Annotated in this window: 11 protein-coding genes; 6 read left to right on the top strand and 5 right to left on the bottom strand. The window is 67.2% G+C overall.

Annotated elements, in window-relative coordinates:
* Positions 1–18 precede the first annotated feature (18 nt).
* Genes BEP68_RS05170 through rfbA form a run of 4 tightly spaced genes read right to left on the bottom strand, consistent with a single transcriptional unit; the run spans position 19 to position 5,447 of the window.
* A complete protein-coding gene (locus BEP68_RS05170; RefSeq protein WP_187249423.1) occupies positions 19–2,163 on the bottom strand; it encodes an acyltransferase family protein in 2,145 nt (714 codons plus the stop codon).
* The gene (gene rfbD, locus BEP68_RS05165) at positions 2,160–3,575 is read right to left on the bottom strand and encodes a dTDP-4-dehydrorhamnose reductase (protein ID WP_187249422.1); all 1,416 of its coding nucleotides are present in this window, start codon (positions 3,573–3,575) and stop codon (positions 2,160–2,162) included. The genes BEP68_RS05170 and rfbD overlap by 4 nt, the downstream gene beginning before the upstream one ends.
* Before the next feature lie 4 nt (positions 3,576–3,579).
* On the bottom strand, positions 3,580–4,578 hold the full coding sequence (rfbB, locus tag BEP68_RS05160) for a dTDP-glucose 4,6-dehydratase (protein WP_187249421.1): 999 nt from the start codon (positions 4,576–4,578) through the stop codon (positions 3,580–3,582).
* Positions 4,578–5,447 carry a glucose-1-phosphate thymidylyltransferase RfbA gene (gene rfbA / locus BEP68_RS05155; protein ID WP_187249420.1) on the bottom strand — a complete coding sequence of 290 codons (870 nt, stop codon included), beginning with the start codon at positions 5,445–5,447 and terminating at the stop codon, positions 4,578–4,580. Before rfbA ends, rfbB begins: the two co-directional genes overlap by 1 nt.
* 104 nt (positions 5,448–5,551) lie before the next feature.
* On the opposite strand from rfbA, the gene BEP68_RS05150 reads away from it, so the two are divergent.
* From BEP68_RS05150 to BEP68_RS05135, 4 genes are read left to right on the top strand one after another with little or no spacing between them, the layout of a single operon-like run.
* On the top strand, positions 5,552–7,837 hold the full coding sequence (locus tag BEP68_RS05150; protein ID WP_187249419.1) for a hypothetical protein: 2,286 nt from the start codon (positions 5,552–5,554) through the stop codon (positions 7,835–7,837).
* A 37-nt stretch (positions 7,838–7,874) separates the two neighbouring features.
* Positions 7,875–8,630: a glycosyltransferase family 2 protein gene (locus BEP68_RS05145; protein WP_053095631.1), complete on the top strand. Its 756-nt coding sequence runs from the start codon at positions 7,875–7,877 to the stop codon at positions 8,628–8,630.
* Complete coding sequence (locus BEP68_RS05140) at positions 8,627–9,025, top strand: DUF2304 domain-containing protein (protein ID WP_053095630.1); 399 nt, start codon at positions 8,627–8,629, stop codon at positions 9,023–9,025. The genes BEP68_RS05145 and BEP68_RS05140 overlap by 4 nt, the downstream gene beginning before the upstream one ends.
* Positions 9,022–9,951 carry a glycosyltransferase gene (locus BEP68_RS05135; RefSeq protein WP_187249418.1) on the top strand — a complete coding sequence of 310 codons (930 nt, stop codon included), beginning with the start codon at positions 9,022–9,024 and terminating at the stop codon, positions 9,949–9,951. Before BEP68_RS05140 ends, BEP68_RS05135 begins: the two co-directional genes overlap by 4 nt.
* 27 nt (positions 9,952–9,978) lie before the next feature.
* On the opposite strand, the gene BEP68_RS05130 is transcribed toward BEP68_RS05135, so the two are convergent.
* Entirely contained in the window at positions 9,979–10,980 is a 1,002-nt protein-coding gene (locus tag BEP68_RS05130; protein WP_187249417.1) for a glycosyltransferase, read from the bottom strand.
* A 110-nt stretch (positions 10,981–11,090) separates the two neighbouring features.
* Here BEP68_RS05130 and BEP68_RS05125 point away from each other — a divergent pair, with 110 nt between their 5' ends.
* Together BEP68_RS05125 and BEP68_RS05120 are read left to right on the top strand one after the other, a co-directional pair.
* On the top strand, positions 11,091–12,353 hold the full coding sequence (locus tag BEP68_RS05125; protein ID WP_072591035.1) for a lipopolysaccharide biosynthesis protein: 1,263 nt from the start codon (positions 11,091–11,093) through the stop codon (positions 12,351–12,353).
* Entirely contained in the window at positions 12,346–13,119 is a 774-nt protein-coding gene (locus BEP68_RS05120; protein WP_261987725.1) for a glycosyltransferase, read from the top strand. The genes BEP68_RS05125 and BEP68_RS05120 overlap by 8 nt, the downstream gene beginning before the upstream one ends.
* Positions 13,120–13,145 lie beyond the last annotated feature (26 nt).

Below are 13,145 nucleotides of genomic sequence, written 5' to 3'. Positions count from 1 at the left end.
CCGTCTGCCTCTGCCAGCCTATCCGCCCGTTGCGAGCAGTCGCTCGGCCGCCGCGTCGATCTCGGTTCCCAGCAGTCTGGCGTATTCGAGATTGAGATGATCCGCATCGTAGTAGACGGGGATGCCGCCGACCACGGCGTAGCACGATGTCGCGTCGCAGAATCGGTCGGTCAGATCCAGCACGCTGATCGACGGTGACGCTGCCTGTGCGCCCGCCACGACCACCGGGTCGACCGGGTGCGCCTCGGCTCGAGGGCGCGCGCAGGACTTCGGGTCCTCGGCATTGTGCAGCACGCAGTCGGGGCTTCTGACCTCAGCGTTGAACGGAGGATCCGCCAGCGCGAGCACCTTGATCCCCTCCTCGCTCCACCGCCTCCAGTAATCGAGCAGTCCGTCCGACATCTGATCGACCTGCGGCCGGTCGCTGCCGTCGTCCACCAGCTGGAGCCGCGACGCCATCGCGGTGATGACGAGGTCCGGATCCTCTTCGGCGACGGTGTCGGCGAGGTCGCTCGACCACTCGCGGCACCTCTCGACGTCGGCGGCACCCCACGCGCTGCGGAACCCGATGAACTCGACGTCGGCTGCGGGACACCCGCCGTAGAAACTCGTGTCGACGATCCAGCCGTGCTCCTCTGCGATGTCGAACACAGCTCCCTGCCACTGCTGCGCATGGGAGTCCCCGATGAGCCACACCCTCGTCGGATCCTCTTCGCCTCGCGAGAAATCGCACTCGTGGGTGGTCTTGAGGTCCCCATACGTGAGAATCGGCAGGAACTCGCCGCACTCCGCAGGCGTGTAGAAGTACTCGTTCTTCTTGGTCATCACCGAATAGTCCGCAGCCCCGAAAGGGTCATCGCACTCGGCCCCCGGTGCGAGCGCCGAAGGCCCTTCGCACGTCGACGCGGCGAGGTCGTCCGGTGGGCTGTCCGCCTCGACCCTCGCCGCATATGCGGCAAGGACCGCCGCCACGAGCGCCGCGATGACGAGCATCCCCGTGACCATGAGCCCGAACGCGCGGCGCGAGGAGCCGCGCCAATATCCCCAGGTCTGTCCGGCGTCTTCGACGAACCTCTTCGTGAGCACGGCCAACACCAGCGAGATGGCCAGAACCGCGACCTTCGAGAGAGTGTTCGCTTCGCCACCGATGACGAACGGGGCGACGACGATGAGCGGCCAGTGCCAGAGATAGAGCGAGTACGAGACTCCGCCGATCCACTGCACAGGTCTCAGTGCGGTCACCTTCGCATGCCAGAGAGCGGCGTGCGAGTTTCCGGCGAGGATCACCGCTGCGGTGCCGAGGACCGGCACCAGTGCGGCGTACCCGGGGAAAGAAGTCGCATGATCATAGGCGAAGGCGGCGACGACGATGAGGCCGAACCCGAGCAGGCTGACGATGTCGGCCGCGGCGCGTCCGAGCGGGATTCGACTGCCGAGCAGCGCGACCGCCCCGCCGATCGCGAATTCCCACCCGCGCGTGAACGTCGCGAAGTACGCCTGAGGCGGAGCCATGGTCGTGTAGACGACGCTGGCGACGAAGGAGGCGACCCCCACCAGCGCGACGACCGCGATCAGCGCCGTGGCCGTCCGCGCTCTCACTCCGCGTCGAGTGTCCGGTCGTCCGGTGCGCCGCGACACGGCCAGCGCGGCCACCAGCAGCACGGGCCAGACGATGTAGAACTGCTCTTCGACCGACAGCGACCAATAGTGCTGGACCACGCTCGCCGCATCATTGAGCGCCGAGTAGTTGACCGACATCGATGCCAGGAACCAGTTCTCGACGTACCCCGCGCTCGCTGCGACCTCCCAGGCGCCCCGCTCCCAGCGAGGGTAGGGAAGGAACAGCACGAGAAGCACGAGCGACACCGCGAGGACGAGCAGCGCCGCCGGAAGCAGGCGGCGGATCCGTCGGGCATAGAACGCACCGAGGCGCACTCCCCCGGTCCGTGTCATCTCGCCCACCAGGTGCCCCGTGATGAGGAAGCCGGAGATCACGAAGAACACATCGACTCCGACGTAGCCGCCGGGCAGGCGCATCGGCCAGAGGTGATTGAGCACCACCAGGCCGATGGCCACGGCGCGAAGTGCTTGGATGTCGGTTCGGAACACCCGCGCCTTCGGCGCCGCGGTCGGAGCGTCTGCGCTCCGCAACGACACGCTCACGACCCGAGATACTCCCTGAGGAGTTCGTCTCCCACGCGAGGGGTGAAGCCGATGCTCTGCACCCGGGTCAGGTCGAGGACGCTGTTCGTGGGGCGCGGAGCGACGGGCGACGTCGCCGCCGCGAAATACGCGTCAGTCGACACACCCGTGACCCGCGCCGGATCCTCGCCGACGAGTTCGAACACACGGCGGGCGACGTCGGCCCAGGTGACGCTCTCGCCCTCGGACGTCAGGTTGTAGACGCCGAACGGCGGGCGGGTCTCGACGAGGGTGCGGATGAGGCGCGCGATCTCGGCCGCGAACGTGAGTCTCCCCCGCTGGTCGTCGACGACCTTCGGGTCGACTCCCTTCGCGGCCAGCGACGCCATGGTGCGCACGAAGTTCCCACCACTCCCGATCACCCACGAGGTGCGGACGATGTAGTGACGAGGGGCTGTGGAGACGGCGAGATCGCCCGCCGCCTTCGACTGGCCGTAGACGCCGAGTGGACACACGACGTCGTCCTCCGTGTACGGTCGCTCGGCGGTTCCGTCGAAGACGTAGTCACTCGACACATGCACGAGGGTGATGCCGTGCTCCGCAGCGATGCGAGCGAGAGCTGCCGGTCCGGCGGCGTTGACCGCCCACGCATCCCGCCTGCCCTCGGGCGTCTCCGCACGATCCACGGCCGTGTACGCGGCGGCGTTGATGATCGTGTCGTAGTCGCGCCACCGTCGCGCGTCGGTCAGAGTCGTCGATCCGAGATCGAAATCCGCGCGCGTCGTCCATTCGACGCTGCCGACGCCTTCGAACTCGGCTCGCAGCGCGGTTCCCAGCTGCCCGCCCGAGCCGATGACGAGGGTCTTCTTCGGGGCGACCGGCTCGACATCCGCGAGACGCGGGTGTGCGAGGTCCTTCGCAGACACCTCGGCCTCGGCGAGCGGGATGGGCCACTCGATCGCGACGGTCTCGTCAGCGAGATTCAGGAACGAGTACGAGGCGTCCGGCGACCAGTGATCGTTCACGAGGTAGGTGTACGCGGTGTCAGGCTCGAGCGTCTGGTAGGAGTTGCCGACGCCGCGAGGCACGAAGATCGCCTTCGAGGGATCCAACTCCGCCGTGAAGACCGCTCCGAATGTCGGGCCTTCTCGCAGGTCGACCCAGGCCCCGAAGATCCGACCGGTCGCGATCGACACCCACTTGTCCCACGGCTCGGCGTGGATCCCGCGAGTCGTGCCGACGGCGTCGTTGAAGGAGACGTTGTTCTGCACCGGACCGAAATCGGCGAGGCCCAGTGCGGTCATCTTCTCGCGCTGCCAGTTCTCCTTGAACCATCCGCGCGAGTCGCCGTGCACGGGCAGATCGAAGATCTCGAGCCCGGGAATCGTCGTCTCGGTGCGACTCAGAGGCTTTCCGAAGTCGATCTCGCTCACCGGGTCACTGTCCCTTCGACGCGTAGAACGCCTCGGTCTGGTCCTTGGACGGCGCCCACCACGATTCGTTGTCGCGGTACCAGGCGATGGTCGCGGCGAGTCCGGACTCGAAGTCGGCGAACTCCGGCTTCCAGCCCAGCTCGGTGCGGAGCTTGGTGGAGTCGATCGCGTACCGCAGATCGTGACCTGCGCGGTCCGTGACGTGGTCGTACGCGTCTCGCGGCTCGCCCATCTCCTCGAGGATGAGCTCGACGACGTCCTTGTTGTTCCGCTCCCCGTCGGCGCCGATCAGATAGGTCTCGCCGATCCGACCCTTCTCCAGGATCGTGAGCACGGCGGACGAGTGATCGTTCGCGTGGATCCAGTCCCGGACGTTCTCCCCGGCACCGTACAGCTTCGGCCGGATACCGCGGATGACATTGGTGATCTGCCGAGGGATGAACTTCTCGACGTGCTGATAGGGGCCGTAGTTGTTGGAGCAGTTCGAGATTGTCGCCTGGACGCCGAACGAGCGGACCCACGCGCGCACGAGCAGGTCGCTGCCGGCCTTCGTCGACGAGTACGGCGACGACGGGTTGTACGGCGTCTGCTCGGTGAACCGCTCGGGGTCGTCGAGTTCGAGGTCGCCGTACACCTCGTCGGTCGAGATGTGGTGGAACCGCGTCTCGTGCCGACGCGCCGCTTCCAGCAGCGTGTACGTGCCGATGATGTTCGTGTCCAGGAAGGGACGAGGACTGTGCAGCGAGTTGTCGTTGTGCGACTCCGCCGCGTAGTGCACCACGGCGTCCGCTTCTGCGGTGAGCCCGTCGACGAGCTCGGCATCGGTGATGTCACCGTGCACGAATCGCACCCGGTCCTCGGGGAGCCCCTCGAGCGACGCCCGGTTTCCGGCATAGGTGAGCGCGTCGAGCACCGTGACTGTGTGATCGGTGTTCTCCACCGCGTAGTGGACGAAGTTCGAGCCGATGAAACCGGCGCCTCCGGTGACGAGGATGTTCGACATCAACGACCTCTTTCCAGGGTCTCGAGCAGGTAGGTGCCGTATCCGGACTTCACGAGCTTCGTGGCCCGCTCGCGCAGGTCATCGTCGGTGAGGAAGCCCTGACGCCAGGCGACCTCCTCGGGGACGCCGATGCGCAGACCCGTGCGGCGCTCCATGGTGCGCACGTAGTCGCCGGCATCCGACATCTGGTCGAAGGTCCCGGTGTCGAGCCACGCTGTTCCGCGCGGGAGCACCTCCACCTGGAGCGCGCCTCGTTCGAGATAGGCGCGGTTGATGTCGGTGATCTCGTACTCGCCGCGAGCGCTGGGCTCGAGGGCGCGAGCGATCTCGACGACGTCGTTGTCGTAGAAATAGAGTCCGGGTACGGCGTAGTTGCTCTTGGGGTGCTCGGGCTTCTCCTCGAGCGAGACGGCACGACCGTCGGCATCGAACGCGACCACTCCGTAGGCGTTGGGCTCCGCCACCCAGTAGGCGAACACGGCGCCGCCCTCGACATCGGTGTAGCGCTTGAGCTGCGTTCCGAGCCCCGGGCCGTAGAGCAGGTTGTCACCGAGCACGAGCGCGACCTTGTCGTCGCCGATGAAGTCCGCTCCGATCACGAAGGCCTGTGCCAGGCCGTCCGGCGAGGGCTGCTGTGCGAAGGTGAGGTTCACTCCGAACTGCGAGCCGTCTCCGAGAAGCCGCTCGAACTGCTCGGCGTCGTGAGGCGTGGTGATGATCAGGATGTCTCGGATCCCGGCCAGCATCAGCGTCGACAGCGGGTAGTAGACCATCGGCTTGTCGTACACGGGAATCAGCTGCTTCGAGATGCCGATCGTGATCGGATGCAGTCGGGTTCCTGAGCCACCAGCGAGAATTATGCCTTTCACCCCCATATCGTGCCACATCCCAGCTGGGACTCAGACAGGCACGATTTACTTGCGTCACATCGTTCACACTGGCATCGTCTGTGCATTTCCGTCACAATGAGCAGGTGACCGGCTCAAAATCCCCCCACCTGCTCGGCCTCATCGCCAGTGCAGCGGCTGTCGTCTTCGCCGCATCCCTGCTCGTGGCGACGCCGGCCAACGCCGTCGCGCCCTCCTCCTCCGGCGCTCTGTCGACTGCAGGGGCCACGCTGACATCCTCGACCGCAGCGACGGGTTCCGCGGACGCATCCATCCGGGACACCGCGAACCTCGCGCAGTTCAAGCCGGGGAACATCATCTCCGATGGCGTGTTCTTCCAGAGCGACACCATGTCCGCCGGCCAGATCGACTCGTTCTTCCGTGGGAAGGTGGCTTCGTGCCGAGGCGGGTACGTCTGCCTCAAGGACTACCGCCAGAACACACCGAACCGTCCTGCGGACAGCTACTGCCGCGGATACTCCGGAGCGCCGAACGAGTCGGCGGCGACGATCATCGCGCGGGTCGCACAGTCCTGCGGCATCAACCCGCGGGTGCTGATCGTCATGCTCGAGAAGGAGCAGAGCCTCGTCACGCACACGTGGCCGAGCACCTGGCGCTTCGACATGGCCCTCGGCCAGGGGTGCCCGGACACTGCGCCGTGCGATCCGGCCTACGCAGGCTTCTTCTACCAGATCTACGGCGCCGCCCGGCAGATGCAGATCTACGCCGAGGGACGCTGGTTCACGTACTACGCGCCGGGGAAGACCTGGAACATCCTCTACCACCCCAACCGGGCCTGCGGGTCCGCCCCGGTCAGGGTCGAGAACAAGGCGACCGCCGCTCTGTACTACTACACGCCCTACCAGCCGAATCGGGCGGCGCTCAACGCCGGATACGGCACCGGGGACGGATGCTCCAGCTACGGCAATCGCAACTTCTACCAGCTCTTCACCGATTGGTTCGGCAGCACTCAGACGACGGGCGCCGCTCCGGCCACCCTCGCGCAGGTGCCGGGTCGCGCGGAGATCTACCTCGTGCAGTCCGGTGTCCGCCACCATGTCGTCGCTGCGGAGGACCTCGCCGCACTGCGGTCGAGGCTCGGCGGTGCCGTGTCCGTGGCCGCGGCGTACCTCGACCCGATGCCCGAGGGCAAGCCGGTCACGCGGTACGTGCACGACCCTCGCACGGGGACGCTGTACCTCCTGGAACCGGACGGCACCCGCCATCGCTTCGTCGACGCGGCTCAAGTCGCCCTGTTCGGATACGCGTTCAGCTCGTACGTCAACCTCACGGGCACCACTGCGGACCGATTCTCCGAGGGTGCCCCTGTCGGTTCGTTCTTCCGCTCGGGGGCGGACCCCGAGGTCTACCTCTACCAGGGCGGTCTGCGCAGGCATGTGGCCAACCAGCAGACCTGGCTCGAGGTCTCCAAAGGAACATCCGGGTACGTCGCGTCGATGAAGCCGTCCGCGGCCGCATCGATCGGCAACGGGCTCCTCGTCATCAAGGCGAACAGCCTGATCCGCGCCGCGGGAACACAGGATGTGTTCCTCACGCTTCTCGGCGACCGCCTGCTGCGCGTACCGAGCACCGCCCTCGCCCGTGAGTTCGGCGCTGCCGGCATCACCGTGGTGCCGAGCAGCTCGGTCGCAGCCAACACGAGAGTCGGTTCGACGCTCACCCCCGTCGTCTCGTGCGGCAGCAGCACTCTGATCGCCGCGGGCGGCAAGCTCCATCCGGTGTCGGGCACGCAGTATGGCGGCATCAAGCCGACCACGCTGGGCAGCGGGGAATGCGGCGCGATGCCCCGCTCGAAGACCACGGTCTCCGCACCTCTGTTCATCCAGCCGCAGGGAGCCCCGGAGATCTACGTCGTCTCGGGCGGCACGCTGCGTCATGTGCCGTCCCCTGCCGACCTGCTGGCCCTCAACGGGTCCAGGCCGTTGAAGGTGCTGCCCTGGTCACCGGCCACCGTCGAATGGTTCGGCACCGGTGCGGCGAACCTGCCCGAGAAGTCGTTCGTGCGATTCACCGGGCGCGAGGAGATCTACCGATACGAGAACGGGACGTTGCGTCACGTCCGCAGCATCAAGACCCTGCTCCAGCTGAACGGGGGAACCGCGCCGCGCGAATACGTGCTCCCGGGTGATCAGCTGTCGCGATACAAGGTGGGATCCCCTCTGCTGACCAGCGGAACCGACTTCGTGCAGTTCACCGGCGCGCCGGAGATCTACTTCTACGAGAACGGCAAGCTCCGACATGTGACGTCGATCGGGGTTCTCCTCCGGCTCGGTGGAGGGCGTGCACCCGCAGTGCTCCAGCTCGCCCCCGCCTTCAAGGCCGACTACGCCATGGGCGCTCCGATCACGTGATCGTCGCGTTCGGCCGATCGGATAGGATCGGTGAACTATGAGCTTGTCGTCGGACCGTGTCCTCGTGATCGTCCCCGCATGGAACGAGGCCCGCAACGTCGGACGCACCGTGCACGAGATCCGGGCAGCGAGCGCCGACTTCGATCTGCTCGTCGTCGACGACGGATCGACCGATGACACGAGCGCGGTCGCGCGAGAGGCCGGCGCCACGGTCATCTCCCTCCCCTTCAACCTCGGCGTCGGCGGAGCGATGCGCACCGGCTTCACGTACGCGAAGCGCCACGGCTACACCCGGGCCATCCAGGTCGACGCCGACGGCCAGCACAACCCCGTCGACATCGCGCGAGTCCTCGACGGTCTCGACACCGCGGACATCTCGATCGGCGCACGTTTCGCGGACGTCGGCGACTATTCGGTTCGCGGCCCGCGCCACTGGGCGATGGTGTTCCTGGCCAAGACCGTGTCCCGGGTCGCGAAGACCCGTCTGACAGACGTGACGAGCGGCTTCCGCGCTGCCAACAGCAGAGCCATCGAACAGTACGTCCGCTATTACCCCGCCGAGTACCTCGGCGACACCATCGACTCGCTCGTCGCAGCGTGCCACGCCGGATTGACGGTGACGCAGGTGCCGGTGGCCATGCGGCCGCGCGTGCACGGCACCCCGAGTCAGGGCCCGATCGGAGCATCGATCTACCTGCTGCGTTCGGTGTTCACCCTCGGCCTGGCGATGCTGCGACGACCCGGTTCGACGAGTCGGTCCACATCCGTGGGCGAACCGGAGGTCGCACGATGATCGTCATCGTCGGGATCGCTCTCGCTCTCGTCATCCTCGCCCTGGTCTTCTGGATGCTGCTGACGCGACGTCTTCGCGAGAAGTACGCGGTGATGTGGATCGTCATCGCGCTGAGCGTCCTGCTGCTCGGGATCTTCCCCCAGCTCCTGCTCTGGGCGACATCGCTGCTCGGTGTGCAAGTGCCGGCGAACCTGCTGTTCGCTCTCGCGATCACCCTGCTCCTGGGAGTCGCGCTGCACCTCTCCTGGGAGCTCTCCCAGGCAGAGGACGAGATCCGCCGCGTCGCGGAGGAAGCGGCGCTGTCGCGCGCCGAGATCGACAGGTTGGATCGCCGCATCGCCGCTCTGGAGGCTCAGCACCGCGGCCGCGACGCCGACAGCGCTCCCCCGGCATGACGTCCGGAGCCCCGAGCGCCGATGTCTGGGGCGTCGTCACCGTGCATCGCCCGGCACAGGTGCCTCCGCTTCTGGGAGATCTCGCTCCGCAAGTCACCGGCATCATCGTGGTCGATGACGGCAGCGGTGCAGAGTTCGACGTGATCCGCGCGGACATCGCATCGACCGGTGCGCAGGTGATCGCGTTGGAGAGCAACCGCGGCATCGGTGCGGCACTGAATCACGGCATCCGCTGCGCCATCGAACACGGCGCGAGCGCGGTCGTGACATTCGACCAGGACTCGACCATCGCCCCCGGCTTCGTCGCCGCTCTGGGCGCCACGCACGAGCATGCGCGCGCGCACGGCGTTCCCGCGGGCCCCGTGGTTCCGGAGTTCTTCGCAGACGTCTCCCAGGCCGGGTCATCGACGCCGCAGGGAGTGGTCCACGCCGCCCACGCGATCCAGTCGGGCATGTATCTTCCGTCAGAGGTGCTCGAACGGGTCGGGCTGATGGACGAAGCCCTCTTCATCGACCTCGTGGATACGGACTTCGAGATCCGCTGCCTGGATGCCGACCTGCCGTGCATCGTCGCCCCCGGCCTCCGCCTGCCCCACCGCCTGGGTGCACGCTACCGGGTACCCGGCCCGCTCGGAGCGGTGCTTCCCACCCTCACGCTGAGCACGCCGTTCCGGTACTACTACAGGGCGAGGAATCGGATCGTCGTGGGACGGCGGCATCCGCGTCATCGGGCGCGCCTGCGTCGCGACGCGCGAGCCGACTACGCGTACTTCCTCATCGCGTGGATGCTGGCCAGGCCCCGATCCACCATGCGCAAGCTGCTCATCGCGGGGTTCCGTGACGGACGCGCTGAGCGCCTGGGCAGGATGAGCCCGGAACTCGCCGCTGACGCCGCTCGAGTCACCTGGCGCGCGCGCCCTGTGTGACCGGCGCGAGATCTGCGAAGGGACCGCTCAGCGTGCCACCGTCGGAGTGCGCCGCCGGCCCCGGATCAGCCACCCCGCTGCCCAGCTCGCGACATAGGCGATGACGAAAGGCGTCGGGACGGCCCGCGCGCGGCGAACCCTCCGCAACATCCCCAGAGTCACCGGCAGTCGCCGACCCGAGCCGAAGAGCCGATCCAACTCGATCGCGCGTGCCGCGCGGGGATCACGCTCCAGGAGCGTCTGCGCCATGAGCTGGCGCCACCCCACATAGATCCAGAACAGCATCCGGGTCATCGCGGACGGCGTCGCCGCCCCCTCGTACCGCACGGCGAACGTGACGGCATTGCCCCAGGCTCTCCGCAGAGTCGCGATCGGTCCGAGTCTCAGCCTGCTCGGGTCGCCGAACACATTCGCGGAGTGCTGCACGTAGTCCTGCACGACCTCATCCACGATGCGACCGCCTCCCTGCGCCATCCCGACGACAGCGAGCCAGTGATCGTGCGCGACCGTGTGTGAGGAGAGGCGGGGAAACGGCAGCGCCGTCGTCAGCAGGTCTCGGCGGAAGAGGCACAACGAACCGGTGAACTGATTCACGATCATCGTCGATGCAAGGTCGAGCTGCCGGCGGTCGGTGAATCCGAGCACCTCGTCACCGGGATGGGACACCAGACGCGCCTGCCCGGAGACGATCGCCGAATCCGAGAGGTACGGGAGCAGCTTCTCGAGCTTGTCGGGATACCAGAAGTCGTCCTGGTCGCTCAGCGCCACCCACTCGGTCTCGGCGGGCACCGCTGCGAGACCCCTCTCGAAGTTCAGGTAGAAACCCAGGCGTCTGCCGTCCGCGACGATGCGGAAGCGCTCGTCCCCGGCCGCGACCTCGGCGACGACCTCCTCGACGGTCTCCAGTTCTCCGTCGACGGAGATGATGCACTCCCAGTCGGTGACCGTCTGATCGCGAATAGAGGCGAGCTGGCGGGTGAAGAGTTCCCGGGAAGGTCGGTAGGCGGCGAGCACGATGACACCAACCATGGGACCCTGACCTCTCGTTCACGCCGACTCAAGTAGTCTAGGGTCGCACGCGTTCACGTCCGCGCCATCCGGAATGGTGTCGGGCCGCAATGGTCCGAGGAGTCCCATCGATGAAGGTTCTGCTGTCACGCTTCGCGGGCTTCAGCGCCGTTCCTCTGATCTCATTCATCGCGCCGCTGTTCCTGCTGCCGATCATCCCGAACGTCTTCGGTCTGGCGGCGTGGGGCTCCGTGGGCACGGCTCAGGCCGTGGGAACCGTCTGCGCGATAGTCGCGGGATTCGGCTGGAACATCTCGGGCGGAGCGCGCATCGCGCTCAGTGCCGACGACGACGCCCGACGTCAGCTCTTCGGTGATTCGTTCTGGTGCCGCGGACTGCTCGTCGTCGCGGCGGGACTCGTCGGTGCCGCCCTCAGCTCGGCCCTGGTTCCCCCCGAGTTCCGCCTTGTCGCCGCCCTCGTCACGCTGGCGACCACCGCCGCGGCCATGACCGTCGTCTGGTACGCAGTCGGCGTCGGGGATGCGCGGGTCGTCCTGCTGTTCGAGACCGTGCCGGTGAGCCTCAGCGTCGCTCTCGCGATCCCGCTCCTCCTGCTCACCGAGCAGCTGCTGTGGTATCCGGTCCTCACTCTGATCGGCTTCCTCACCGGCCCGCTGCTTCTGAACCTCCGCCTCTACCGACGACCCGTGCCTCCGTTCGCCGGGCGGCGCATCCTGCGCGCATATCGCGCGAACGTCTCGGTCGCCGCGGCCGAGACGATCGGCGGAACCTACACCTCTGCACCCATCCCGCTCGCCCAGGGCCTCCTCGGCGCGACGGCCAGTGGTCAGGCGACCTCCGCCGACAAGTTCTTCCGCATCGCCCTCTTCGCCGTCACGGTGCTGTCGAACACTCTGCAGAAGTGGGTGCTCGAAGTGTCTTATGCGCATGGCCGGGCGCGCCGCCATCTCGTGGCATTCGGCCTCCACACAGCCCTCGCTCTCTTCGGCGGTACGGCGCTGGCTCTGCTCGGCCCTGTGCTGTCCACGCTCCTGTTCGGCCGCGCGGCGACGCCCGAGATCGCCGTGTTCCTGGGCTTCGGCGCCACCTTCGCGCTGACGAGCCTGACGACCCCCTTCATCCGCAACGTCCTGGTGCCGGCCGGCCTGAACCGCTACGTGCTCTACGGCACCCTCGGCGCCGCTGTCGTCGGAGTGCCGCTCATGATCTGGGCGTCCCAGTGGGGTCTCAGCGGGATCATCGCCGGCCTCGCCGCCTCGGAGCTCGTGATCCTCGCCGTCGTCGGGTCGGCCGGAACACATCATCTGCTGCGGGAGAGGCGGGCGGCTTTCGCTCTCGTGGCACCGTCTGAGGGAGGAGTCGCACATGACTGAGACCGTGTGCGTATGCATGGCGACGTACAACGGCACAGGGTATCTGCGCGAGCAACTCGACTCGATCCTCGCGGGACTGCGGCCGGACGATCAGGTCGTCATCGTCGACGACGCGAGTACCGACGGCACCGTCGCCCTTCTCGAGACATACCGCGATGCGCGCGTGACCGTGTACAGAAACCCGAAGAACCTCGGTTACGTCAAGACGTTCGAGCGTGCGCTGTCGCTGGCGGACCGTGACGTCATCTTCCTCTCCGACCAGGACGATGAGTGGGTCCCCGGGCGTCGCGACCTGTTGGTCGAGGCACTCCGCTACCGCTCGATCGCCGCCGGCGACCTGGTGCTGCTCCCTGACGACTCGCCACTGAGCTCGCCGCTCACCGGACGACCCTGGCGCCTCGCTCCGCTGCCCTCGGGCGGGTCGCTGGCGAATGAGCTGCGTCTGCTGGCCGGCGATGCCCCCTACTACGGCTGCGCGATGGCGATCCGACGTGAGGCCTCGGAGCTGATCCTGCCTTTCCCGGGGTTCCTGGTCGAGTCCCACGACCTGTGGATCGCGACGGTCGGCAACACGGCCCGTGTGCTCGCGCATGTGCAGAGCCCGGTTCTGCGACGTCGGCTGCACGATGCCAATGCGTCGGCACCGAGGCCACGGGGTCTCCGCAAGGCTCTGCAGTCGCGGTGGATGCTTCTCCGTGCCTGGCGCGAGGCATCACGTCGCGTCGCCGCGGCACGGCGACTCAGCCGAGGCCGCTCAGCCCCGTAGACAGCGGCTGAGCAGTTTTCCGTGCC

It is taken from the genome of Microbacterium sp. 4-7 (genome assembly GCF_014332665.1).
Classification (GTDB): domain Bacteria; phylum Actinomycetota; class Actinomycetes; order Actinomycetales; family Microbacteriaceae; genus Microbacterium.
This window is presented reverse-complemented; position numbering and strand designations above follow the sequence as displayed.

Excerpts from the sequence above, each read along its gene's own strand:
- rfbB (WP_187249421.1), bottom strand. The coding sequence starts at position 4,578 with ATGTCGAACATCCTCGTCACCGGAGGCGCCGGTTTCATCGGCTCGAAC.
- BEP68_RS05145 (WP_053095631.1), top strand. The coding sequence starts at position 7,875 with ATGAGCTTGTCGTCGGACCGTGTCCTCGTGATCGTCCCCGCATGGAAC.
- BEP68_RS05140 (WP_053095630.1), top strand. The coding sequence starts at position 8,627 with ATGATCGTCATCGTCGGGATCGCTCTCGCTCTCGTCATCCTCGCCCTG.
- BEP68_RS05135 (WP_187249418.1), top strand. The coding sequence starts at position 9,022 with ATGACGTCCGGAGCCCCGAGCGCCGATGTCTGGGGCGTCGTCACCGTG.
- BEP68_RS05130 (WP_187249417.1), bottom strand. The coding sequence starts at position 10,980 with ATGGTTGGTGTCATCGTGCTCGCCGCCTACCGACCTTCCCGGGAACTC.
- BEP68_RS05125 (WP_072591035.1), top strand. The coding sequence starts at position 11,091 with ATGAAGGTTCTGCTGTCACGCTTCGCGGGCTTCAGCGCCGTTCCTCTG.
- BEP68_RS05120 (WP_261987725.1), top strand. The coding sequence starts at position 12,346 with ATGACTGAGACCGTGTGCGTATGCATGGCGACGTACAACGGCACAGGG.